We start from the raw sequence: 22,298 nt of genomic DNA on the forward strand, positions 1-22,298 counted from the left end.
GCGGTCAGTTCGCCTTCTTGGGGTCGGGCGGCAGGCTGGGCAGCGGGGCGCAGGGCACGCCGTCGTCCTTCAGCTTCTTCACCTCGGCGGGGGTGGCCTCGCCGTAGATTTCGCGCTTTTCAGAGCGGCCCTCGTGGATGTCGCGGGCCTCGCGGGCGAAGGCGTCGCCGACGTAGTCGAAATTCTGCTGGACATGGTCCCGCACCTCACGCGCCGCCTGCATCATCATCGACTGCATCTGCTTCAGAGCTTCAGGTTTCAGGGCGTCGGGCGCGGTCTTCTTCGTGCCGGAGACGGCCGGGGCCATGATCTGCTTTCTCACGGCCGTCGAGCCGCAAAAGGGGCATTCGACCAGGCCGCGCGCCGCCTGATCGTCGTAGTCGGACGAGGAGCCGAACCAAGCCTCGAAGCCGTGGTCTTGGTCGCAGGAGAGGGCGTAACGGATCATAGGGGCAGGTCGAAGTCGCGGTCATGGCGCAGGGCGGGCACGCTGGCGCGCGCCTTCTCCACGGCCTGAAGGTCCAGCCGGGCGTGCAGGACGCCCGGTTCATCGTGGTCGAAGCGGGCGATGACCTCGCCCCACGGCCCGATGACCACAGAGCGGCCCCAGGTCTGGCGGCCGTCCTCATGCGTGCCGCCCTGGGCTGGCGCCAGCACGAAGGCGCCCGTCTCGATGGCGCGCGCGCGCAGCAAGGTCTCCCAGTGCGCCTCGCCGGTCGGGCGGGTGAAGGCCGCGGGAACGGCGATCAGGCCGGCGCCCGCCTTAGCCAGGGCGCGGTGCAGGTGCGGGAACCGCAGATCGTAGCAGATGGTCAGGCCCAGACCGCCCCAAGGGGTATCGGCGACCACCGCCGCCTCGCCCGGCCTGATCGAGGCGCTTTCGCGATAGGTCTCGCCGCCCGGCAGGTCGACGTCGAAGACATGCAGCTTGTCATAGCGCGCCGTGATCGCCCCGCTGGGGTCGATCAGCAGTGACCGGTTGGCGGCGCGCGGATCGTCCGCCACGCCCGAACGGACGATGGCCGAGCCGACCAGCAGCCAGACGCCCAGCTCGGCGGCCAGGGCCTTGAGCCCGGCGACGGCGGGATCGGCGCCCTCGTCCGACAGGGCGGCGTCGCGCAAAGCCCGGCGCTGTTCGAGGAAATTGGTCCCCTCGGGCGTCAGAATCAGTTGCGCGCCTCCGGCCGCCGCCTGACGGATCAGGGGCTCGACATGCGCCAGCCCTGCGGCCGCCGTCGCCGGCGTCCGCGTCTGGATCAGCGCCATGTCGAGCGTGTCGGTCATTTAAGCCGCCAGCAGGGCGTCCAGCTCGCCCTTGCGGTCCAGGGCGTGGATGTCGTCCGAGCCGCCGACGTGTTTTCCGTCGATGAAGATCTGCGGGAAGGTGGCGGCGCCGCCCGAGCGCTCGACCATCTCGGCCTTCTTCTCCGGGTCGTTGGAGGCGACGATGTTGGTATAGGCCGCGCCCTTGCGGTCCAGCAGGGCCATGGCGCGGATGCAGTAGGGGCAGCCGGGTTTGGTGTAGAGAACGACTTCGGCCAAGGGGAGCTCCTGAAGGCTGAGGGGAAGACTTCCCTTCACTTAAGCGGTTCGCGCGCGTTTTTCACCCTCGCGATGACGGCCAGGTCCACGGCGCGCGCTCCCGCCTCCAGCAAGACCCGCGCGCAGGCCTCGGCCGTGGCGCCCGTGGTCAGCACGTCGTCGATCAGAAGCAAGCGTCGCCCCTTGATGCGCCTGCGCCCGGCCTCGGTCACGGCGAAGGCCGCCTTGACGTTCAGCTGCCGTCCGCGCGCGGACTTGCCGCCCTGGCTGGCGGTCGGCAGGGGGCGGATCAGGGCGTCAGGCAGATAGTCGAGCCGCGCCGCGCGGGCCAGCGGCCGGGCGATCTCGGCAGCCTGATTGAAACGGCGCGACAACAGGCGGGCGCGGTGCAGGGGCACGGGGACCACGGCGTCCGCCGTCTCGATCAGGGGCGCCGCCGCGCGGCTGATCCAGCGGGCGAACAGGGGGGCGAACTGCTGCTGGTCGCCGTGCTTGAACTTCAGGATGATCCCGCGCGACGCCTCGTCATAGACGCAGGCCGCCCGCGCCCGGTCAAAGGCGTAGGGACTGGTCGCGCAGGCCGCGCACCGGTCCGCCGCGAAGTCGCCGCCGTCATATTCGAACGCCGCGCCGCAGCCGTCGCATACCGGCGCCTCCAGAAAGGCCACCCGGCTCCAGGCGTCGGGCGACAGGCCCGCAGAAGCCGCCGCCTCGCGGCTGTCGTGAGCGAGCGGCGGCAGCAGAATATCCAGCAGACCCCGGCCCGCATGGCGCGCGCCGGATGCTAAAGGCGAGCTCACGCCTTTCAATCGACCTCGCCAGCCCCCATCCTGAACCGACATGAGCGCCCCCTCTCCCTCCTCCGGTCCCCCGATCATCTTCGACGCCGCCCGCCGCGCCGCGCGTCTGAGCCGCGCCGAGCGACACTTCCCCGACGCCGATTTCCTGCATCTGCGCGCCGCCGACAATGCGGTGAACAGCCTCGAAGTGATCCTGCGCGAGTTTCAGACGCCCGTCGACCTGTCGCCCCACCCCGGCGTCTTCGCCCGCGCCCTGGCCGACAGCCCGGCGCGCGAACGGGTGGCTGAGGTCCGTGCTGTCGGCTCGACGGCCGAACGCGCCGCGCCCGGCGCGGGGCCGCTGGGGCTGGAGGACGGATCAGCCGATCTGATCGTCAACCTGCTGGGCCTGCACTGGGCCAACGACCTGCCGGGCGCGCTGAGCCAGATCCGCCGGGCGCTGAAGCCGGACGGTCTGTTCGTCGCCAGCCTGTTCGGGGCGGCGACGCTGAAGGAGTTGCGCGGCGTGCTGACCGAGGCGGAGCTGGAGGTCAACGGCGGCGCCCAGGCGCGCGTCTCGCCCTTCGCCGACGGCTTCGACGGGGCGGCCCTGCTGCAACGGGCCGGGTTCGCCCTGCCGGTGACGGACGTGGACCGGGTGACCGTGCGCTATGGCGACCCCTTCGCCCTGATGCGCGACCTGCGGGCGATGGGCGAGACCAATGTGCTGGCCGGGCCCATTCGACCGCTGAGCCGCGCCGTGCTGGCTCGCGCGGCCCAGCTCTACGCCGAGCGCCACGCCGAGGCGGACGGACGCATCCCCGCCACCTTCGAAATGGTTCACCTGGCCGGGTGGGCGCCGCACGAGAGCCAACAGAAGCCCGCCAGGCGCGGCTCGGCAAAGACGCGTCTGGCCGATGCGTTGGGCGTCAGGGAGCAGACCGGCGAGGAAGGCTGACCGTCAGCTTCCGGCGGCGAGCACGAACTGGCTGACCTTGCCGTAAATCACTTCCATCCGCCCGGAGAAGGCGCCGAGCGCGGCCAGGACCACCATGCCGATCAGGCCGCAGATCAGGCCGTATTCGACAGCGGTGGCGCCGCCTTCGTCGCGGAGCAGCCGGTGGATGAAACCCTTCACGCCCGGCCTCCCCTGTCGTCGGCCCGTCAGAGCAGATCGCGCAACCAGGCGATCAGCGGTTCATCGGCCGGAGGCATGGGGTAGGCCGACAGCTTGTCACGCTTCACCCAGGCCAGGCCCGCATGCTCGCGCGCCTCGACCACGCCGGACCAGCGCCGGCACAGATATAGTGGCATCAACAGGTGAAACGATTCGTAAGCGTGACTGGTAAACACGAAGGGGGCCAGGCAGGCCTCCTTCACGTCGATGCCCAGTTCTTCCTTCAGCTCGCGGATCAGGGCCGTCTCGGGCCGTTCGCCCGGCTCGACCTTGCCGCCGGGGAATTCCCACAGACCCGCCAACTGCTTGCCCTCGGGGCGTTTGGCGATCAGCACCCGGCCGTCTGGATCAATCAGGGCGACGGCGACGACGAGGACGGTGGGAACGGCGGGCGTCTCGCTCACGAGCGGTAGTCTCCGTTGATCTCAATGTAGCGCTTGGTCAGGTCGCAGGTCCAGACGGTAGCGGAGGCGCGCCCCGAGCCGACATGAACGGTGATGTCGATCTCGTCGTTCTTCATATAGGCGCTCATGACCGCCTCGTCGTAGTCAGGCGACGGCGCGCCGTCGACGGCGGCGACGTGGGGACCGAAGCGGATGGCCAGACGGTCGCGGTCGACCGCCTCCTCCGTCTTGCCCACAGCCATGACGATGCGGCCCCAGTTGGCGTCCTCGCCCGCGATGGCGGTCTTGACCAGCGGGCTGTCGGCGATCGACTTGGCCAGTTTGCGCGCCGAGGCGGGCGAAGCGGCGCCCTCGACCGTCACCTTGACGAACTTGGTCGCGCCCTCGCCGTCCTTGACCAGCTGGTGAGCCAGATCGAGCATGACGGCGTCCAGCGCGGCCGAGAATTCCTTCAGGCGGCGGTCGCCGACGCGGCCGATGCGCGGCGCGCCGGACGCGCCCGTGGCGAACAGCAGGGCCGTGTCGTTGGTGGAGGTGTCGCCGTCTACGGTGACGCTGTTGAAGGTGGTGCGGACGTGCAGGTTCAGCAGGGCCTTCAGCACCGGCGGGGCGATGTCGGCGTCGGTGACGATGAAGGCCAGCATGGTCGCCATGTCCGGCGCGATCATGCCGGAGCCCTTGGCGACCCCGGCGATCTTCACCTTGACGCCCTCGATCTCGCACTCGGCGTAGGAGCCCTTGGGGAAGGTGTCCGTGGTCATGATGCCCAGGCTGGCCCTGGCCCAGTTGTCGGCTTTCAGACCGGCCTGAACCTCGGGCAGGCGGGCGGTGATCTTCTTGTCGTCCAGCACCACGCCGATGACGCCGGTCGAGGCCAGCATGACGTCCCGCTGGCGGCAACCGAAGCGTTTGGCGAACTCCGACGCCGTGCGACGCGCCGCATCGGCGCCCGCCTTGCCGGTGAAGGCGTTGGCGCAGCCGGCGTTGACGATCAGCGCCCGAACCTCTTCGCCGCCCTTGTCGGCGTCCAGCTGGCGCTTGCACCAGTCGACGGGGGCCGAGCCGACCTTGTGCCGGGTGAAGACGCCCGCGCACGACGCGCCTTCGGGAAAGTGAAAGACCACCAGATCGTCGCGCTCATGCTTGTAGAAGCCCGCGCGCGCGGTCGCGATCTCGACCCCGCCGATCGGCGCGATGGCCGGAAAGGGCACGGCCAGCGGCGAAATCATCAGGCCCGGCTTGCCCGGCGCCGAGGCCTTGGACGGCGTCGAGCCGGCCGACTGGGCCGCGCGCTTTAGGGCCGACGCCAACGGGTCCAGCGCCTTTTCGATGGCGGTTTCGATCTTCTTGCCGGTCGAGGCGGACTTGGACGGCGGCTGGCTCATGGGGCGTTTCCGGCGGGGGGAGGAACGGTGACTTTATCGACGGGCGCAGCGACGGCGACGGCGGGCGGCGGCGCCTTCGCGTCATTCAGGCTGATTTCGACCTCGGCCTTGCCGCGAAGTTGCTCCAGCAACTGGCGCACGCCTTCATAGGTCAGATATCGGACAATCTGCGGCCGGGCCTGCTCCAGCGTCGGCGGCGTCTCGACGCGTCGGTCCTCGACCTTGAGCACGGCCCAGCCGGTCTCGGTCTGGATCGGGCCGACGACCTGACCCGGCGTCTTGCCCTGCAGGGCCGTCGCATAGGCCCCCGGCAGAACGTCCAGCGTCGAATAGCCCAGATCGCCGCCGGAATAGCGTGTGGCGTCGTCGATGGAGCGTTGAGCGGCTACGGCCTCGAACGCCGCCCCCTGCCCCAGCACGCCCAGAACGGCGTCGGCCTGCTCCTTGGTCGGCGCCAGGATCAGCCGCACGCGGACTTCTTCGGTGGCGCGCGCCAGACGCTGCTGCTCGGCGTAGAGGCGTTCGACCGCCTGTTCCGAAACAGCGCCGGAGACCACCTTTTCCACCAGCATGTCGCCCAGAATGCGTTCACGCACAGCCTGCAGGCGACGCTGGGCGGCCGGGCTGGAATCCAGTCCGCGACGCTCGGCCTCGGCGGCCAGAAGCTTCTGATCCACCACCTCGTCCATCACCCGGCGGAACAGTTCGGAGGAGACATCGAGAGGATCGTCCTCGCCGATCAGCCCTTGCGCCACCGCCTCGCGCCGCACGTCCGAGGCCCAGACGGCGCGGTCGTTGACCTTGGCCACCACCCGGTCGTTCTTTTCCGGCGCAGCCTCGTCGCCGCCCCGCCCACAGGCGGCCACGCCCATCGCCAGCCCGACGGCGACGACCAGAAACAGGCTTGTGAGGGGACGCCGCGCTCGCATCGGACGCTCCGGGCAAGGGTCTGGGGACAGGTCGCCGGGGCGACCGTTCGCGCCTGCGCGGCGCCGCCTTAAAAAGGCCCTCGCGTTGACAGGGGTAAGGGCGGTGCTTAAGTCCCGCCTGCGCCCAAGTCGAGGGATTTTCGATCGTATGCGCGGCCCTTCGCGCGCCCTGACTGCAGGGAAGGCCTGGGGCTGGCGTGATCGCGGCCTCCCGACCGGGCGAAACCTGTCTTTCTCAGAGCCTTCAGCCGCTCGACCGCCTGACCCGGATCGCCCATGCTCGGCTTCGCCAAGAAACTTCTCGGTTCCTCCAACGACCGCAAGGTCAAGGCCTTCCAGGCCCAGGTCCAGAAGATCAACGCCCTTGAACCCAAGTTCGAGGCCTTCTCTGACGACGAACTGCGCATGATGACGCAGACCTTCCGGGATCGCGTCGAAGCCGGCGAAAGCCTGGACAAGCTGCAGAACGAGGCCTTCGCCGTCGTGCGCGAAGCCTCCAAGCGCGTGCTGGGCCAGCGTCAGTACGACGTGCAGATGGCCGGCGGCATGATCCTGCACGAAGGCGGCATCGCCGAGATGCGGACCGGCGAAGGCAAGACCCTGGTGGCCGTGGCCCCGGTCTATCTGAACGCCCTGGCGGGAAAAGGCGTCCACGTCGTCACCGTCAACGACTACCTGGCCCGGCGCGACGCCGAGACCATGGGCAAGGTCTACCGCTTCCTGGGCCTTGAGGTCGGCGTCATCGTCAACGGCCTGTCGCAGGGTCAGCGCCAGATGGCCTATCAGGCCGACATCACCTACGGCACCAACAACGAATTCGGCTTCGACTATCTGCGCGACAACCTGGTTTACGACCGTCGCGAGATGGTGCAGCGCGGCCACCACTTCGCCATCGTCGACGAAGTCGACTCCATCCTGATCGACGAGGCGCGCACGCCGCTGATCATCTCGGGCCCGACCGAAGACCGCTCGGACCTGTACAAGATCGTCGACGCCCTGGTGAAGGAACTGGTCAAGGACAAGGACACCTACGACCTCGACGAGAAGCAGCGCCAGGCCCTGCTGACCGAGCTGGGCTCGGAACGCATGGAGCAGGTGCTGGAGGAAGGCGGCCACTTCGCCGAGGACACCGTCGACCTGTACGACCCGGCCAATGTCAGCCTGGTCCACCACGTCAACCAGGCCCTGCGCGCCAACACCCTTTATCAGCGCGACAAGGACTACATCATCAAGGACGGCGAGATCGTCCTGATCGACGAATTCACCGGCCGCATGATGACGGGCCGTCGTCTGTCCGAAGGTCTTCACCAGGCCATCGAGGCCAAGGAAGACGTCAAGATCATGCCCGAGAACCAGACCCTGGCCTCGGTAACCATCCAGAACTACTTCCGCCTCTACGAAAAGCTGTCCGGCATGACCGGCACCGCCGCGACCGAGGCCCAGGAATTCCTCGACATCTACAAGATGGACGTCCTGGAAGTGCCGACCAACCGTCCGATCCTGCGCAAGGACTACGACGACGAGGTCTACCGCACCTTCGCCGAGAAGAACCGCGCCATCGCCGCCCAGATCGCCGACTGCTATGTCCGCGGCCAGCCGATCCTGGTCGGCACGGTGTCGATCGAGAAGTCCGAAGAACTGTCCGACCTGCTGAAAACCTACGACTATCAGGTCGAGGTTTCGCGCAAGGTGAAGCCCGAATACGAAGGCCGCGAGAAGGAAGCCCAGAAGGTCGGCGACCTGGCCTATGATGTCGAATACGTCACCGGCCGCGGCATCCCGCACAACGTCCTGAACGCGCGCCAGCACGAGCAGGAAGCCTACATCGTCGCTGAAGCGGGCCTGCCGCACGCGGTGACCATCGCCACCAACATGGCCGGCCGCGGCACCGACATCCAGCTGGGCGGCAACCTGGACATGCGTATCCAGCGCTGGGTTCAGGAACAGCGCAACATGGCGATGGAGGTCCCGCCCGAGGCGCTGGCCGACAAGGAAACCGAGTTCAAGGCCGAGATCGCCGCCGCCCGGGAAAAGGCCCTGCTCGCCGGGGGCCTGTTCGTCCTGGGCACCGAGCGCCACGAAAGCCGCCGCATCGACAACCAGCTGCGCGGCCGGACCGGCCGTCAGGGCGACCCCGGCACCTCGAAATTCTACCTGTCGTGTGAAGACGACCTGCTGCGCATCTTCGCCGGCGACCGCCTGGACGCCATCATGCGCCAGTTCGGCGTGGCCGAGGGCGAGGCCATCAGCCACCCCTGGCTGAACCGCGCCGTCGAGACGGCCCAGAAGCGCGTCGAAGCCCGCAACTACGACATGCGCAAGAACGTGCTGAAGTACGACGACGTCGTGAACGATCAGCGCAAGGCCGTGTTCGAACAGCGCCAGGAGTTCATGGACTCCACCGACCTGTCGGAACTGGTCGCCGATTTCCGCAGCGACGTGATCAACGACCTGGTCGAACGCTATATGCCGCCCAAGGCCTATGCCGAGCAGTGGGACATCGACGGCCTGGACGAAAAGGTCCGCTCGACGCTGGGCCTGGAACTGCCCCTGCATGACTGGGCCGCCGAAGAAGGCGTCTCGAACGAAGAGATCGAAGAGCGCATCACCGTCGCCGCCGACGCCCGCGCCGCCGAGCGTCTGGAACTGATCGGCGCCGATCAGACGCGCGGCCTCGAAAAGCAGTTCATGCTGCAGATGATCGACATGCAGTGGCGCGAGCACCTAGTCCATCTGGATCACCTGCGCGGCGTCATCGGCCTGCGCGGTTACGGCCAGCGCGACCCGCTGAACGAATACAAGACCGAAGCCTTCAACCTGTTCGAGACGCTGCTGCACGACCTGCGCCACAACGTCACGCGCTGGCTGATGACGGTCGAGTTCCAGTTCCAGGCGCCGCCGCCGATGGAAATGCCCGAGTTCCAGGAAATCCACCTGAATCCCGGCACCGGCGAGAACGAGATGGCCAACCCTATGGCCCAGAACCCGGAAGGCATGCTGACCGGCGATGATCGTTCGAAACTGCCGGTCGAGGCCCTGCCCGCCGACTGGGAGCGCACCAGCCGCAACGCCGACTGCCCCTGCGGCTCGGGCCGCAAGTTCAAGCACTGCCACGGCAGCTTGATTTAAGGGCGCGCTGACGCGCGCGGCGCTACGCTCGCGCCGCGGTCGCTCGCTGCTTGAGCGCCGAAGACTGAGTTGAGAGAGGCGGGTTCGCGCAGGCGGCCCGCCTTTTTCTTTGGCCGGTGACGCGGCCCGTCATGCGCGTTAGCCTGCCCTCATGAACTACAAGCCCCTGTTCTCGCGCGCGCTCGGTCTTGATCCCGAGCGCCTGCATTTCGCCGCCCACAGCCACCACCTGTGGCCTGACGCCAGTTTCGACGGCCAGGTCCGGGCCTGGGCCGAGGCCAACCGTTTCGCCGATCGCAAATGGGACCTGATCTTCGGCGAGGTCATCCCCGAGGCTCAGGGACACGTCGCGCGCGAGCTAAGCCTGCCCTCTCGCGACAGCCTGATTTTCGCACCAAACACCCATGAGATCCTGCTGCGCATCGTCTCAGCGGTCGACAAGGCGCCCGTGCGCATCCTGGCCACCGACGGCGAGTTCCACTCCTTCCGCCGCCAGTCGGAACGCTGGGAAGAGGCCGGTCAGGCCGTCGTCACCCGCGTGCCCCTGGCCCCGTTCGAGACATTCGCCGAGCGGTTCGTCGCGGCGGCGCAGGCGGGCGGGCACGACCTGATCTTCGTCAGCCAGGTCTTCTTCCGTACCGGCGGCCTGTTCGATCGCATCGCCGAACTGGCGGAACTGGCCGACCCGGCGGGGCCGTGGGTCGTCGTGGACGGCTATCACGGCTTCATGGCGACGCCGACCGACCTGTCGACTGTGGCGGACAAGATCTTCTATCTGGCGGGCGGCTATAAGTACGCCATGGCGGGTGAAGGCGCCTGCTTCCTGCACGCCCCGCCCGGCTTCGGGCCGCGCCCCGTCGTGACCGGCTGGTTCGCCGAGTTCGGCCATCTGGAAGGCCCGCCCGGCGGGGTTCAGTACCGCACCGACGGCGGCCGGTTCTGGGGCGCCACCTTCGACGCCAGCGCACTTTACCGTTTCAACGCCGTGCGTGAGATGCTGGATCAGCATGGTCTGACCACAGCGATGATCGCCGACCACGCGCGCGGCCTTCAGGCGCGGTTCCAGGCGGCGATTGAAGGCGGAGAAGCGGGCGGCCTGTCACAGGCCGACATCCTGAACCCGGTCGACGGCGATGCTCCCCGCGCCCGCTTCCTGGCCCTTCGCCACGCCGACGCTCCGCGCTGGAAGACGGCCCTGCAGGAGATGAACGTCATCGCTGATGTGCGCGACGACGTCATCCGCTTCGGCTTCAGCATGTATCAGAGCGAGGAAGACGTGGAGCGGCTGATCCACGCCTGCGCCCGGCTGGACTAAATCTTAGAAGAACAGGCTGTCGGCGTCGCGGCGAGCCTCGGGCGGATCGGTACGGCGCGGTTGACGCTCGCGGCGGGGCGCCGCAGCTGAGGCAGGCGGCGTCGCCCGCGCGGCCGGTGCGGAAGTCGACGGCGCCGGATCGCCCGGCAGTCGTGGCGTCGGGGTCGCGCGTGGGGTCGGCGCGGCGGCTGCTGGCGGCGGGGGCGCGCTCGCCTCGGCTTTCGGCGGCGGGCCCAGCGTCGGATATTTCGGTGCAGGCGGCAGGCGCGGGCGGCGCGCGGGCGGCGGCGCAGCCGGGGCGGTCAGCACGGCTTCCGCGTCAGGCGACGAGGCCTCAAGCGCCTGACGCGCCTGTGTTCGCGCGCGGGGACTGTCGCACCGGCACAGAACCAGATCCTCGCCCTCGCGCCACAGGATCAGCGGTCGGCGCGGCGGCTCGGCCCAGCGTTGGGCCAGGCGAGCCAGATCCTTCTCCAGCGCCTCATCGGCGCCGGCCGGGATGGCGCGGACCTCATGCCCCTGCGCCTCCCATAGCGGCGCCGTCTGCGCCAGCCAGTCCCGCCCCGCGCCGTCCGGGTCGTAGACATAGACGGATGTCAGGCCGAAGGCCGCCGGACCCGCCGCCTGCTCCAGCCGCGCCTCCAGCCCTTCAGGCGGCGTCAGGCGTTGAAGATCGTGCCGCGCCACGCCCAGCCACCAGGCCGCCAGAACCACGCCGAGCAACAGCAGACCCAGCACGACGCCGATCAGCGTCCCGAGCAGCAGGCGCGGCCAGTCCGTATGAGAGGATGGGTTCAGGGCGGCGGAGGTCATCGCCGCCAAGGCCTAGCACCGAATGGCGCGGCTGTCAGACCGCCAGATCCAGCAGGGCGTCGCGCGTCAGCTCGACATGGGTCATGGGGAACAGGTGGCCGCCGCCCGCCACGGTCTCGACCTCGACATTCGGGCGGCGCGACGACGGCGCGACGGCGCACAAGGCCCCTGTCTCAGCCTTGAGAATCCGCACGGCGCCCGGATAGCTCGCCAGAGCCCGCCAGGGATCGTGCGCCTGTGCGGCGTAGTTGGACGCCTCCCAGGCCGGAGCGCAGGCCAGCTCCAGCCCGCGATCCGTCTCGACGAGACCGTCGGCCAGATAGTCGGCCAGCATCATGTCCGGCCAGCCCTTGAAAGCGCCGCGTCCGCGATAGGCGCTCATCGCCTGTTCACGGCTGTCGAACAGGGCCCGGCGGCGCAGGGTGTTGGCGACGATGGGAAAGCGCTGGGACAGCAGGCCGGCGAGCGGCAGGTTCATCGCCCACACCATCTCGCGACGCCAGACGACAGGATCGAGCAGCAACAGACGCGAGACCCGATCCGGGCGCTCGGCGGCGGCCATCAGGCCGCTGGTCCCGCCGATGGAATGGCCGGCCAGGGCGACGGGCGGGCCGTCGATCGCCTCCAGAAGGCAGATCAGGTCGTCGCGATGATCCTTCCAACTGCGGCGGCCGTCGGGAAGGGCGGGCAGACGCGTCCGGCCGTGACCGCGCAGATCCGGCGCCCAGATGCGCAGCGCGCCCGACAGCGGCTGTAGCAGGGAGCGGTATGTCAGGGCGTTGAAGCCGTTGGCGTGGACGAAGATCAGGTCGACCGGCCGCTTGGGATCGCCGAAGTCCAGCACGGCCATGTCGCCCGCGCCCCAGCGATTGTCGATCGGCACGCTGATCCGGCGCGGCGCCGACAGGGCCAGGGCGTCCATCGAGTTCAGGCCGCCACGCGGCAGGCGCCGCACCGGCCGTGGCCTTCGATCGTGGTGCGCTCGATCGCATAGCCCGCCTTCGCGGCCGCTTGGGCGATCACATCGGCGCCGGGGACCGCCACCTCTTCGGTGGCGCCGCAGCAGTCGCAGATCAGGAAGGCCGCCGCATGGCCGCCTGGCGCGCAGGCGTCGGCCGTGCAGGCGACGTAGGCGCTGATGGAGGCGATGCGGTGGGCCAGACCTCGCTTCTCAAGGAACTCAAGGGCGCGATAGACGGTCGGCGGCTTGGCCGCCTGACCATCGACGCCATAGCGGGCGATCAGGTCATAGGCCTTGACCGGCTCGGCGGCCGACAGCAGCAGTTCAAGCACGCGGCGGCGCGGGGCGGTCATACGGTCGCCATCGGCCGAAAACCGCGCCTCGACGGCGGCGATCGCCCGTTCGACCTCGGCGGCGCCGGGTCGGCTGTCGATATGATCATGATCGCAGGCGTCGCCCATGAGCTAAGAGCTAGGGGGTCCGGAGCCGCGCCGCAACCGGGACCGCGCGCCGCAGGCTCGATCGGGGCTCATTGTGGCCAAACAGCGGCGTTTGCGGCGGCCCCGGCCTTGGGCTAGAAGAACCGTCCTTTCTGTTCAGAAGACCCTATTTCATGACCGACGCGACCCAAGCGAACAGCCCCCTGTCGGGCACTGTCCTGTTCTATTCCCAGCCCGAGCCGCTGTCGGCTGACGTGCACGGCAAGCTGGGCGTGACGCCCGCGGACAAGCCCTACGCCTTCGTGGCCCAGACCCACGTCGTGCCGCTGACGGTGACGGAGTTCGCCCCGGCCGCCCTGTCCTATCCGATCATCTTCGTCGGCGACGCCAAGCAGCCGGTCGCCGCCATGGGCCTGAACCAAGCCGAGAACCTGTTCATCGAGAACGGCGACTTCCGCCCCGACGCCTATATCCCGGCCTATGTCCGCCGCTACCCCTTCGTCTTCGCCAATGACGAAGAGCAGAAGCGCATGGTGCTGTGCATCGACCGCGCCGCCCCCTTTGTGGTCGAAGGCGGCGAGACGCCCCTGTTCGAAAACGGCCAGCCCAGCGGCTACGTTAACTTCGGCATGGAGTTCTGCAACAACTTCGAGCAGGAGCGCGCACGCACCGAGTCCTTCGTCAACCTGCTCAAGGAACTGGACCTGTTCGAGGTGCGTGAAGCCACCTTCACCCCGCGCAACGCCGACGGCTCGGCCGGCGCGCCGCAAAAGATCGCCGAATACTTCGCCGTGTCGGAAGACAAGCTGAAGGCCCTGCCGGTCGAGAAGCTGGCCGAACTGCGCGACAACGGCGCCCTGGGCCAGATCTACGCCCATCTGGTGTCGCTGCTGGGCTGGGACCGTCTGATCGCCATGGCCCTAACCCGCTCCGCCTCGCAGCCGGCCGCCGCCAACGCTTGATCTAAGTGGGGCCTAACGCGCATTCGCGCTGCTTGAGGCTTCTTTGAAGCGGGCCTACCGCGCATTCGCGCTGCTTGAGGCCCGGATAAAGCGATGAAATGAAAACGCCCCGTCAGGCTGCTGGCGGGGCGTTTTTCGTCCATGCCACATGGAGAAGGGGTTTAGCGGCGGGCCACGAGGGCGCGGGTCAGGCAGGAGAAGACCAGTCGGCCCGCCTCGTCCAGAATGTCCTGCTGGGCGATGACCACGCCCTTTTCGTCACCGACCGGGTCCTTGCCCATCACCGTCAGCCGTCCGCGCAGCAACTCGCCCGCAGGAGGATTGCGCAGGAAGCGCAGGCCATCCACCGCCAGGGTCTTGGACCCCGCCCAGCCGCCCATGCGGTCGGCGGACAGGCGGCTCCACAGGGCGTAGACCATGGCCTCGGGCGCGCCATAGGCGACGTCCCACCCCGGCAGGAAGCGTTCGGCGAACAGGTCCAGCGCCGCCGCATCGACGGCGCAGGCGCCCAGCGGTATGACCTGGCCGATCTCGAGATCCTCGAAATGGACGTGCAGCGGTTCGGTCATGCGCGGTTCTTCCTCGCTCAGGCCGCCGGCTCCTCCGACACCCGGACCATCAGCTTGCCGTCATGGTCGCCGGTGAACAAGCGATTCAGCGAGCCGACCGCCCCTTCCAGGCCGTCGTCGACGTGCACCTTCCACTGGATCTTGCCGTCGGCCAGCCACGGGCCCATTTCGGCGACCATTTCCTTGGCGCGGTGGGCGTAGTCGAGGACCAGGAAGCCCTGCACGTCCAGACGGTGGGTGATGATGCGCGAGAAATTGGGCGAAGGCGGCATCCGCGTGGCGTTATAGGCCGAGATCAGGCCGCAGACGGCCATGCGGCCGTGCACCTTCAGCCGGTTCCACACGGCGATCATGATGTCGCCGCCGACGTTCTCGAAATTGAGGTCGATCCCGTCGGGCGCCAGGCGGTCCAGGGCGTCGCCGACGTCCTCGTTCTTGTAATCGACGGCGCCGTCGAAACCGAGCTCTTCGGTCAACCAGCGGCATTTCTCGGCGCCGCCGGCGATGCCGATGACGCGGCAGCCGCGCTGCTTGGCCACCTGTCCGGCGATGGAGCCGACCGCGCCCGCCGCCGCCGAGATGACCAGGGTCTCGCCCGCCTTGGCTTTCAGCACGTCGGTGACGCCGAAATAGGCCGTCATGCCGGTCATCCCCAGGACGGAGAGATTGGCGGTCAGCGGCAGGCCCGGCGCGCGGTGGACGGGGCGCAGCCCCGCCTCGGCCACGACGGCGTAATCGGCCCAGGCGCCAGACAGAGGCGTGACCAGATCGCCTTCCTTGAACCGCTCGCCGCGTGACTGCTCGACCACCCCCAGCGTCAGCCCGCGCATGACGTCGCCCAACCCCACCGGCGGCAGATAGCCTTCGGAATCATTCATCCACGTGCGGTTCGTCGGGTCGATCGACAGATAGATCGTGCGGACCAGGACCTCTCCGTCCTTCAGGTCGGGCACGACGCTTTCGGCCAGTTCCAGATCACCGTCCTGAATCAGCCCATGCGGTCGGCGACGCAGGATCCACTGTCGGTTGCGCAAGCTCATCAGTCTGTCTCCCATCAGGGTTTTCTTTCAGAACCCATAGTGGCGCCTCTCGCCCGCAGAGCAAGCCGGCGAACGGCGACGCCTGATCATCAGGCAAAAAAGAAGGCGGACCCTTTTTTGGGGATCCGCCAGGAGTCGCATCATCGAGAATGAGGCGAGAGCAAAGACCGACCGTGCGGTCGGCGGGGGAATCGCTCTCGGCGATCAGATAACGGCGCGCAGGCGAGTCAGTTCCCGTCGTCGAATCCGCCTGAACCCGCCGGATTGGAGCGGAACGGCCGGGCGCCCGCGACGTTCGCCTTGGGACACCGCCGATAAGACGAATAGACAAGGACGCGAGCCGATGACGCATCAAGACCCGCACTCCCACTCCGCCGACGCCGTGGAAGCCCATCACGCCGTCGAGGCCCAGTATGTACGCCAGGGCCGGGGCGGACGGCGCATCCTCATGCTGCTGATCATATCGGCGGGGGCGGCCGCTGTGTTGCTGCTCGGCCTCTGGGCGGTGAACAACGCCAGCCTGCGTCAAACCGCCGAGGACGCCAGCATGACGCCTGAGGCGCCGCCCGTCGTGGACACCGACCGGGCCGCCCGCAGCGCCGGCCCGGAGGCGACGCCGCCGCCGGTCGACGCTTCTCCCGCCGCCTGAGCTTCCGCCCGGCAAAAAAGGGCCCCGCCGCAGCGGAGCCCTTCAAAGGCGTCGGGGGCGCCGCCCTGGCTCAGGCGGCCGCCTTCTGGCGCGAGGGATGGAAGAAGAGCGCCTGGCTGATCGCCGCCTTCACCGTTTCCGGCTGGAACGGCTTGGTGATCAGGAAGGTCGGCTCGGGCCTTTCGCCGGTCAGCAGCCGCTCAGGGAAGGCGGTGATGAAGATGACCGGCACGTCGAACTTGCGCAGGATATCCTTGACCGCGTCGATGCCCGAAGACCCGTCCGCCAGTTGGATATCGGCCAGAACCAGCCCCGGCGCATGGCGCGAAACCGCGTCCACCGCCTCGTCGTGAGTGGTGGCGGTGCCGGTGACGCGGTGGCCCAGCTCCTTCACCAGGCTTTCGATGTCGGCCGAGATGATCGCCTCGTCTTCGATGATCAGCACGTCGGTGGCCAGTTCGGCGTCGATGTCGGACTGGGCCTCGGAAATCAGGCGCTCGACCGTGCGCGGATCGACGGCCAGGATCTGGGCGGCCTCGGACGGCGTAAAGCCCTCCAGCGCCGTCAGCAGGAAGGCCTGACGCGACTGAGGCGCAATGCGCAGCAGGCGACGCGATGCATCATCGCCTTCGGCCGCTCCGCCGCTTTCCAACTGGGCCCCGGTGCTGGACCAGATGGTGTGAAAGACGTGATAGAGCGCCACCCGCGGCGTCATGTCGGCGGGCAATTGCCGCTCGCCCGCCGCCAGCGCCTCAAGCGCGACGCGGACATAGTTGTCGCCCGTGCTCTGATCGCCCGTCAGGGCGCGAGCGTAACGGCGAACATAGGGCAGATGCGGCGCAAGTCTGGCCAGAAGACTCATATGTATTTCCCCGACGGCGCCCGTCTCCACTGATGAGACAGGCTTAGAGGACGACAACGTACCAGACACGCCACGGTTCCGTGAGCGTCGTCCAGCTTGAGCATAAAACCGCAACGGCGTAGGAACTCTATTGGCGAGGCGGCGTTCTGCGTCTCTATGAACGACTTCATAAGGCTTGGGCGGCGGCCGACACTCCATGATCGAACCTAAGGACAACCCCGCGCGTAAAAGCGGGTCAACCTCGAACGAACGTGATCTCGAAGAGGTCCGTCTGCGTCAGCAAGCCATCGGCGTGAAGCTGCGCCATATGTTCGACGAAGTCGTCAACGAGCCGGTGCCGGACGAATTTCTGGAAATCCTTCGCCGCGCCGATCAGGGCGCATCCGCCAAGGAGGGGCAGTGACCACCACGACCCCCGCCGCCCGGCCCTCGTCATCAGACGACAACGCGTTCAAAGCTGAACTCGTCACCCTGATCCCCCACCTGCGGGCCTTCGCCCGGACCCTGACCGGCGACCCGACGGCCGCTGACGACCTGGCTCAGGAAGCCATGATGAAGGCGTGGGACGCGCGCGCCAGCTATCAGATGGGCACCAATATGAAGGCCTGGACCTTCATGATCCTGCGCAACCAGTTCTATTCTGAAAAGCGCCGCTCATGGCGCCAGACCCAACTGGACCAGGAAGCCGCGGAGCGCACCCTGATCGCCGTCGACGACCCCGAAGCGCCCGTGGCCCTGGACGAACTGCGTCAGGCGCTGAAATCCCTGCCGGAAGAGCAGCGCGAAGCCCTGATCCTGGTGGGCGCCGGGGGCTTCGCCTATGAAGAAGCCGCTGAAATCTGCCAGTGCGCCGTCGGCACGGTGAAGAGCCGGGTGTCGCGCGCGCGCAAGGCGCTGCAGGCCACGCTGGAGCGCGGGGGCTATGCGCGTGACGGCCAATCGGCGGGCGACGCCATGCGCTCGATTCTGGCCGACGCGGACAGACTAAGCGGCGCCGGGCGCAAATAGAGGTGCGGGTCGGCCGGGTCCTGGGCCGAAAGCTCGGGCGCCGCAGCGTCCAGGGCATCCGATTCCGCCTGGGCCTGGCCATGGCGCTGGGTCTGCTGCCCATCCTGCTGCTCGGCGTGATCCAGACCGAGGCGGAGTTCCGCAAACAGGAGCAGGAACGGCGCATCGACCTGCAGCTGGCGGCCGAACGCAGCGCCTCCGACGCCAAGGCCCGGATCAACTCAACCGTCGTGCTGCTTCAGGCCCTGACGCCTGAAGGGGTCGGCTTCTTCTGCGAAGCGCGCCTGACCGCCCTCGCCGCCCGGATGGACGGAATTACAAGCTTGGCGCGCTACAGCGCGACAGGCGCTCCCGTCTGCGCGTCACGCAACGCCGGTCAGGCGCAAGAGGACGAAAGCGTCCTGGGTCAGGTCTGGCATCAGCGCCTGAGCGAGGGTGAGGACGTTGTGATGCAGCGCTCGGCCGACGGAGAATCCCTGATCGTCGCCGTCCGTTGGGAGCGCCCGATGGGCGCCTTTCAAGGCGCGCTGGCGGCGAGAGTTCCCTTCCGCGTGCTCCAGCCGGACATCCGCGACCCCGCCTTGCCCCCTGGTTCTCAGGCGGCGCTGACGGATGGTGCCGGAAACATTCTGATCGCCACCGACCCCGCGCCCTTCGCCTTGAAACGCGCGCGCCAGGCTGAAGGCTGGACCGAACGGGCGCGCGACGGCGCCGCCGTCATGTTCGAAGCGCGCGACGCCCAGGGACGACGCCATGTCTATGGAGGCGCGCCCCTGGCTGGACAGGACGTCTTCGTCCTGCTGTCGGCTCCGGCGCCGGGACTGCTGTCCTGGGCGCGGCTGAACCCGTTCGGCACCCTGTTGCTGCCTCTGGCGGCATGGCTGACCGCGTTTGCGGCCGTCATGTTGTTGTCCGAGCGGATCGTGGTGCGCTGGCTCGACTATCTGGAGCGGGTGGCCGCCATCTATGCGCGGGGTCGTTTCTCCATTCGCCCGGTCCAGGCCGAGCACGCCCCGGCCGAAATCCGCACCCTGGCCCGCACCCTGGGTCATCTGGGCGAGACCATCACCCGTCGCGACAAGGACATTCTGGACGCGCTGGAGGAGAAGGACGCCCTGCTGCGCGAAATCCACCACCGGGTGAAAAACAATCTGCAGATCATCTCGTCCCTGCTGTCGATGCAGCAGCGGGCGGTGACCGACCCCGGAGCACGCTCAGCCCTGGGCGACACGCGACAGCGCATCACCGCCCTGGCCCAGATCTATCGCGTCCTCTACCAGAGCGAGGACATCCGCGAGGCCGACGCCGACACCTTCCTGCGCGAGTTGGTCGGTCAGTTGATCGCAGGCGAGGCGGTGCGCGGCCCGCTGGTGACCACCTCCATCGAGGCCGATCCGCTGATCATCGACCCCGACAAGCTGGCGCCCCTGGCCCTGTGGCTGGTCGAGGCCGTTTCTAACGCCCAGAAACACGCCTTCGCCGGACGCGGCGGCGAACTGAAGGTGCGCTTCAAAGTCAATGGCGACACTAGCGTATTAGAAGTTGAGGATGACGGCCCCGGCCTGGACGACGCCATTGAGGCGGGCGTCGGCCGCACCCTGATGATGGCCTTCGCCAAACAGCTACGCGGCGAGGCCCGGATCGTTCCCGCGCCCGGCGGCGGCTCGATCGCACGGCTGACCTTCGTCACCCCCGAAGCCCGCGAAGCCGCCCATGTCCGAGAGGTCGCAGCCTTCCGTCTCAGCGGAACCGCACCCCAAGCGTAGCGTTGTATGGAGGACGGGCGCGGAGCCCGAACCAACAGGAGCCTCCTATGCGCAAACTCATCATTCTGGCCGTCGCTGCTGCAGCTTTGACCACCGCCGCCTGCAACACCATTCAGGGCGTCGGCAAAGACACCCAGGCCGCCGGCCAGGCGGTCGAAGGCGCTGCTCGCGACGCCAAGAACTAAAGGTCCCCGCCCGGATCGGGCGAACCCTTTTTCAGCCCCGCGGACGTTTCCGTCCGCGGGGTTTTATTTTTCGCTGGTGCAGCATGGCCCGCTTGTTTAGCGTCCGCCCGCCCCACGTTGGGGCCAGGACACTGAAAGAAAAATGCGCGTCGGTTCCCCCCGTGAAATCAAGACCAATGAACATCGCGTCGGCCTGACGCCGGCCGCCGCCGGCGAATACGTCGCCCACGGCCATGCCGTCCTGATCGAGACGGGCGCCGGTCTGGGCGCAGGCTTCACCGACGCCGATTATGTGAAGGCAGGCGCGCGCATCGCCCCCGACGCCGCCGCCGTCTTCGCCGACAGCGACATGATCGTGAAGGTCAAGGAGCTTCAGCCCGCCGAGTTCGCCCTGCTGAAGCCGGAACACATCCTTTTCACCTATCTGCACCTGGCGCCCGATCCCGAACAGACGAAGGCCCTGCTGGCCTCGGGCTGCGCCGCCATCGCCTATGAGACGGTGACCGACCGCAACGGCGGCCTGCCGTTGCTGGCGCCCATGTCCGAGGTGGCGGGGCGCATAGGCGTCTTCTCGGCGGCTGAAACCCTGCTGAAGCACAAGGGCGGCATGGGCCTGCTGTTCTGCGGCGTGCCGGGCGTGGCGCCCGCGCGGGTGCTGGTGCTGGGCGGCGGCGTCGTGGGGCTGAACGCCGCGCGCATGGCCGTGGGTCTGGGCGCCGAGGTCGTGGTGCTGGAACGCTCGATTCCCCGGATGCGCCACATCGACGAAGTGACCGGTGGGCGCGTCATCACCCGCTATTCCTCGCTGCACGCCATCGAGGAGGAACTGCCCAGGGCCGATGTGGTGATCGGCGCCGTTCTGACGCCGGGCGCAGAGGCCCCGACCCTGGTGCGCCGCGACCAGTTGGCGTCGATGAAGAAGGACAGCGTCCTGATCGACGTCGCCATCGATCAAGGCGGCTGTTTCGAGACCTCGCGCCCGACGACCCACGATGATCCGACCTATGTGGTCGACGGCGTCATCCACTACTGCGTCGGCAATATGCCCGGCGCCGTGCCGCGCACCAGCTCCGAAGCCCTGAACAACACTACCCTGCCCTATGGTCTGGCCTTGGCCGATCAGGGGCTGGACGCTCTGCGCGCCGATCCGCATCTGGCCCATGGCCTGAACGTGCTGAAAGGCCAGATCACCCACCCCGCCGTCGGCAAGGCGCTGGGAATGGCGTGGAGCGACCCCTTCGGCGTCTGGGCCAAAGGCTGAAGACACAGCTAAGATCGCACCCGCCTGTAATTCGTCGCGCTTCTGGGCCATAAGGCGCCCATGAAGTTCCTCGATCAGGCCAAGATCTATATTCGCTCCGGCAACGGCGGCGCGGGCTCCGTCTCGTTCCGCCGCGAAAAGTTCATTCCCAACGGCGGGCCGGACGGCGGCGACGGCGGCAAGGGCGGCGACGTCTGGGTCGAAGCGGCCGACGGGCTGAACACCCTGATCGACTTCCGCTACCAACAGCATTTCAAGGCCCAGACCGGCCACCACGGCCAGGGCCGCCAGATGCACGGCGCCAAGGGCGAAGACGTGGTCCTGCGCGTCCCCGTCGGCACCCAGGTGCTGGACGAGGACAAGGAGACGGTGCTCGTCGACCTTGATGAGGCGGGCATGAAGGTGAAGCTGCTGTCCGGCGGCAACGGCGGCTGGGGCAACACCCGCTTCAAGGGGCCGGTCAACCAGGCCCCGCGTCACGCCAACCCCGGCCAGGACGGCCAGGAGCGCTGGATCTGGCTGCGGCTGAAGTTGATCGCCGACATCGGCCTGGCGGGCCTGCCAAACGCCGGCAAGTCGACCTTCCTGTCGGCTGTCTCGGCGGCGCGGCCCAAGGTGGCGGACTATCCCTTCACCACCCTGACGCCGAACCTGGGCATGGTGGACCTGAGCCCGTCGGAACGCTTCGTCATCGCCGACATCCCCGGCCTGATCGAAGGCGCCAGCGAGGGCGCGGGGCTGGGCACCCGCTTCCTGGGCCACGTCGAGCGCTCGGCCAGCCTGATCCACCTGATCGACGGCACGCAGGACGATGTGGTCGAGGCCTATCGCATCATCCGCGGCGAGTTGGAGGCCTATGGCGAGGGTCTGGCCGACAAGACCGAGATTCTGGCCCTGAACAAGATCGACGCCCTGACGCCCGAAGCCCGCGAGGAAAAGGCGGCGGCGCTGGAGACGGTCGCGGGCCGACGCCCCATGCTGGTGTCCGGCGTCTCGGGCGAGGGCGTCACCGACCTGCTGCGCGCCGCCTGGGCGGAGGTCAAGCTGACCCGCGGCGAGGTCACCGACGAGGGCGAGGACGTCATCCCCGAAACGCCGGGCGGCTGGCAGCCCTAATCCATC

The 22,298-nt window shown here is 68.1% G+C and carries 25 protein-coding genes; 11 read left to right on the plus strand and 14 right to left on the minus strand.

Annotated elements, in window-relative coordinates:
- Positions 1-4: 4 nt before the first annotated feature.
- From H556_RS0114760 to H556_RS0114775, 4 genes are read right to left on the minus strand one after another with little or no spacing between them, the layout of a single operon-like run.
- A complete protein-coding gene (locus H556_RS0114760; RefSeq protein ID WP_024355179.1) occupies positions 5-448 on the minus strand; it encodes a DUF1178 family protein in 444 nt (147 codons plus the stop codon).
- Positions 445-1,284: a carbon-nitrogen hydrolase family protein gene (locus tag H556_RS0114765; protein ID WP_024355180.1), complete on the minus strand. Its 840-nt coding sequence runs from the start codon at positions 1,282-1,284 to the stop codon at positions 445-447. Before H556_RS0114765 ends, H556_RS0114760 begins: the two co-directional genes overlap by 4 nt.
- Positions 1,285-1,542 carry a glutaredoxin 3 gene (gene grxC / locus H556_RS0114770; protein WP_024355181.1) on the minus strand — a complete coding sequence of 86 codons (258 nt, stop codon included), beginning with the start codon at positions 1,540-1,542 and terminating at the stop codon, positions 1,285-1,287.
- A gap of 35 nt (positions 1,543-1,577) precedes the next feature.
- Positions 1,578-2,384, minus strand: coding sequence for a ComF family protein (locus H556_RS0114775; protein ID WP_024355182.1), 807 nt, complete (start codon positions 2,382-2,384; stop codon positions 1,578-1,580).
- Between H556_RS0114775 and H556_RS0114780 the strand changes: the two genes are divergently transcribed.
- Positions 2,383-3,279 (plus strand): methyltransferase domain-containing protein, encoded by an 897-nt coding sequence (locus tag H556_RS0114780; protein ID WP_024355183.1) that lies wholly within the window; start codon positions 2,383-2,385, stop codon positions 3,277-3,279. The two genes, H556_RS0114775 and H556_RS0114780, sit on opposite strands and share 2 nt — an antisense overlap.
- A gap of 3 nt (positions 3,280-3,282) precedes the next feature.
- Here the strand turns inward: H556_RS0114780 and H556_RS0114785 are convergent, their stop codons facing one another.
- The 4 genes from H556_RS0114785 to H556_RS0114800 are packed head-to-tail and all read right to left on the minus strand — an operon-like array spanning position 3,283 to position 6,216.
- On the minus strand, positions 3,283-3,459 hold the full coding sequence (locus tag H556_RS0114785) for a Flp family type IVb pilin (protein ID WP_024355184.1): 177 nt from the start codon (positions 3,457-3,459) through the stop codon (positions 3,283-3,285).
- 26 nt (positions 3,460-3,485) lie between these two features.
- Positions 3,486-3,902 (minus strand): (deoxy)nucleoside triphosphate pyrophosphohydrolase, encoded by a 417-nt coding sequence (locus H556_RS0114790; RefSeq protein WP_024355185.1) that lies wholly within the window; start codon positions 3,900-3,902, stop codon positions 3,486-3,488.
- Complete coding sequence (argJ, locus tag H556_RS0114795) at positions 3,899-5,287, minus strand: bifunctional glutamate N-acetyltransferase/amino-acid acetyltransferase ArgJ (protein WP_024355186.1); 1,389 nt, start codon at positions 5,285-5,287, stop codon at positions 3,899-3,901. The genes H556_RS0114790 and argJ overlap by 4 nt, the downstream gene beginning before the upstream one ends.
- Entirely contained in the window at positions 5,284-6,216 is a 933-nt protein-coding gene (locus H556_RS0114800) for a peptidylprolyl isomerase (protein WP_024355187.1), read from the minus strand. The genes argJ and H556_RS0114800 overlap by 4 nt, the downstream gene beginning before the upstream one ends.
- 276 nt (positions 6,217-6,492) lie before the next feature.
- On the opposite strand from H556_RS0114800, the gene secA reads away from it, so the two are divergent.
- Together secA and H556_RS0114810 are read left to right on the plus strand one after the other, a co-directional pair.
- A complete protein-coding gene (gene secA / locus H556_RS0114805) occupies positions 6,493-9,345 on the plus strand; it encodes a preprotein translocase subunit SecA (RefSeq protein ID WP_024355188.1) in 2,853 nt (950 codons plus the stop codon).
- A 151-nt stretch (positions 9,346-9,496) separates the two neighbouring features.
- Positions 9,497-10,660, plus strand: coding sequence for a kynureninase/PvdN C-terminal domain-containing protein (locus tag H556_RS0114810; RefSeq protein ID WP_024355189.1), 1,164 nt, complete (start codon positions 9,497-9,499; stop codon positions 10,658-10,660).
- A gap of 3 nt (positions 10,661-10,663) precedes the next feature.
- Here H556_RS0114810 and H556_RS0114815 read toward each other — a convergent pair whose 3' ends face one another.
- The 3 genes from H556_RS0114815 to H556_RS0114825 are packed head-to-tail and all read right to left on the minus strand — an operon-like array spanning position 10,664 to position 12,895.
- Positions 10,664-11,473, minus strand: a complete 810-nt coding sequence (locus H556_RS0114815) for a hypothetical protein (protein WP_024355190.1) — start codon at positions 11,471-11,473, stop codon at positions 10,664-10,666.
- Positions 11,474-11,507: 34 nt separating this feature from the next.
- Positions 11,508-12,395, minus strand: coding sequence for an alpha/beta fold hydrolase (locus H556_RS0114820; protein ID WP_024355191.1), 888 nt, complete (start codon positions 12,393-12,395; stop codon positions 11,508-11,510).
- A gap of 5 nt (positions 12,396-12,400) precedes the next feature.
- The gene (locus H556_RS0114825; RefSeq protein WP_024355192.1) at positions 12,401-12,895 is read right to left on the minus strand and encodes a Fur family transcriptional regulator; all 495 of its coding nucleotides are present in this window, start codon (positions 12,893-12,895) and stop codon (positions 12,401-12,403) included.
- Between the two features lie 152 nt (positions 12,896-13,047).
- Between H556_RS0114825 and H556_RS0114830 the strand changes: the two genes are divergently transcribed.
- Entirely contained in the window at positions 13,048-13,836 is a 789-nt protein-coding gene (locus H556_RS0114830) for a SapC family protein (protein WP_024355193.1), read from the plus strand.
- A 161-nt stretch (positions 13,837-13,997) separates the two neighbouring features.
- Here H556_RS0114830 and H556_RS0114835 read toward each other — a convergent pair whose 3' ends face one another.
- Entirely contained in the window at positions 13,998-14,405 is a 408-nt protein-coding gene (locus tag H556_RS0114835; RefSeq protein WP_024355194.1) for a MaoC family dehydratase, read from the minus strand.
- A gap of 17 nt (positions 14,406-14,422) precedes the next feature.
- Positions 14,423-15,445, minus strand: a complete 1,023-nt coding sequence (locus H556_RS0114840; protein ID WP_024355195.1) for an NADP-dependent oxidoreductase — start codon at positions 15,443-15,445, stop codon at positions 14,423-14,425.
- Between the two features lie 343 nt (positions 15,446-15,788).
- Here H556_RS0114840 and H556_RS0114845 point away from each other — a divergent pair, with 343 nt between their 5' ends.
- Positions 15,789-16,094, plus strand: a complete 306-nt coding sequence (locus H556_RS0114845; RefSeq protein ID WP_024355196.1) for a hypothetical protein — start codon at positions 15,789-15,791, stop codon at positions 16,092-16,094.
- A 70-nt stretch (positions 16,095-16,164) separates the two neighbouring features.
- Here H556_RS0114845 and phyR read toward each other — a convergent pair whose 3' ends face one another.
- Entirely contained in the window at positions 16,165-16,956 is a 792-nt protein-coding gene (gene phyR, locus H556_RS0114850) for an anti-anti sigma factor/receiver protein PhyR (RefSeq protein ID WP_024355197.1), read from the minus strand.
- A 196-nt stretch (positions 16,957-17,152) separates the two neighbouring features.
- Between phyR and nepR the strand changes: the two genes are divergently transcribed.
- From nepR to obgE, 6 genes are all read left to right on the plus strand, one after another.
- Positions 17,153-17,359, plus strand: coding sequence for an anti-sigma T factor NepR (gene nepR, locus H556_RS0114855; RefSeq protein ID WP_024355198.1), 207 nt, complete (start codon positions 17,153-17,155; stop codon positions 17,357-17,359).
- On the plus strand, positions 17,356-17,964 hold the full coding sequence (locus H556_RS0114860) for a sigma-70 family RNA polymerase sigma factor (RefSeq protein ID WP_003169827.1): 609 nt from the start codon (positions 17,356-17,358) through the stop codon (positions 17,962-17,964). The genes nepR and H556_RS0114860 overlap by 4 nt, the downstream gene beginning before the upstream one ends.
- Positions 17,965-18,044: 80 nt before the next feature.
- Positions 18,045-19,730 carry a sensor histidine kinase PhyK gene (gene phyK, locus H556_RS0114865; RefSeq protein ID WP_245559515.1) on the plus strand — a complete coding sequence of 562 codons (1,686 nt, stop codon included), beginning with the start codon at positions 18,045-18,047 and terminating at the stop codon, positions 19,728-19,730.
- Between the two features lie 47 nt (positions 19,731-19,777).
- Positions 19,778-19,915: an entericidin A/B family lipoprotein gene (locus tag H556_RS0114870; RefSeq protein ID WP_024355200.1), complete on the plus strand. Its 138-nt coding sequence runs from the start codon at positions 19,778-19,780 to the stop codon at positions 19,913-19,915.
- A gap of 142 nt (positions 19,916-20,057) precedes the next feature.
- The gene (ald, locus tag H556_RS0114875) at positions 20,058-21,176 is read left to right on the plus strand and encodes an alanine dehydrogenase (RefSeq protein ID WP_024355201.1); all 1,119 of its coding nucleotides are present in this window, start codon (positions 20,058-20,060) and stop codon (positions 21,174-21,176) included.
- A 60-nt stretch (positions 21,177-21,236) separates the two neighbouring features.
- Positions 21,237-22,292 (plus strand): GTPase ObgE, encoded by a 1,056-nt coding sequence (gene obgE, locus H556_RS0114880; protein ID WP_024355202.1) that lies wholly within the window; start codon positions 21,237-21,239, stop codon positions 22,290-22,292.
- Positions 22,293-22,298: the final 6 nt, after the last annotated feature.

The sequence above is a fragment of the Brevundimonas naejangsanensis DSM 23858 genome (genome assembly GCF_000421705.1).
Classification (GTDB): Bacteria; Pseudomonadota; Alphaproteobacteria; order Caulobacterales; family Caulobacteraceae; genus Brevundimonas; species Brevundimonas naejangsanensis.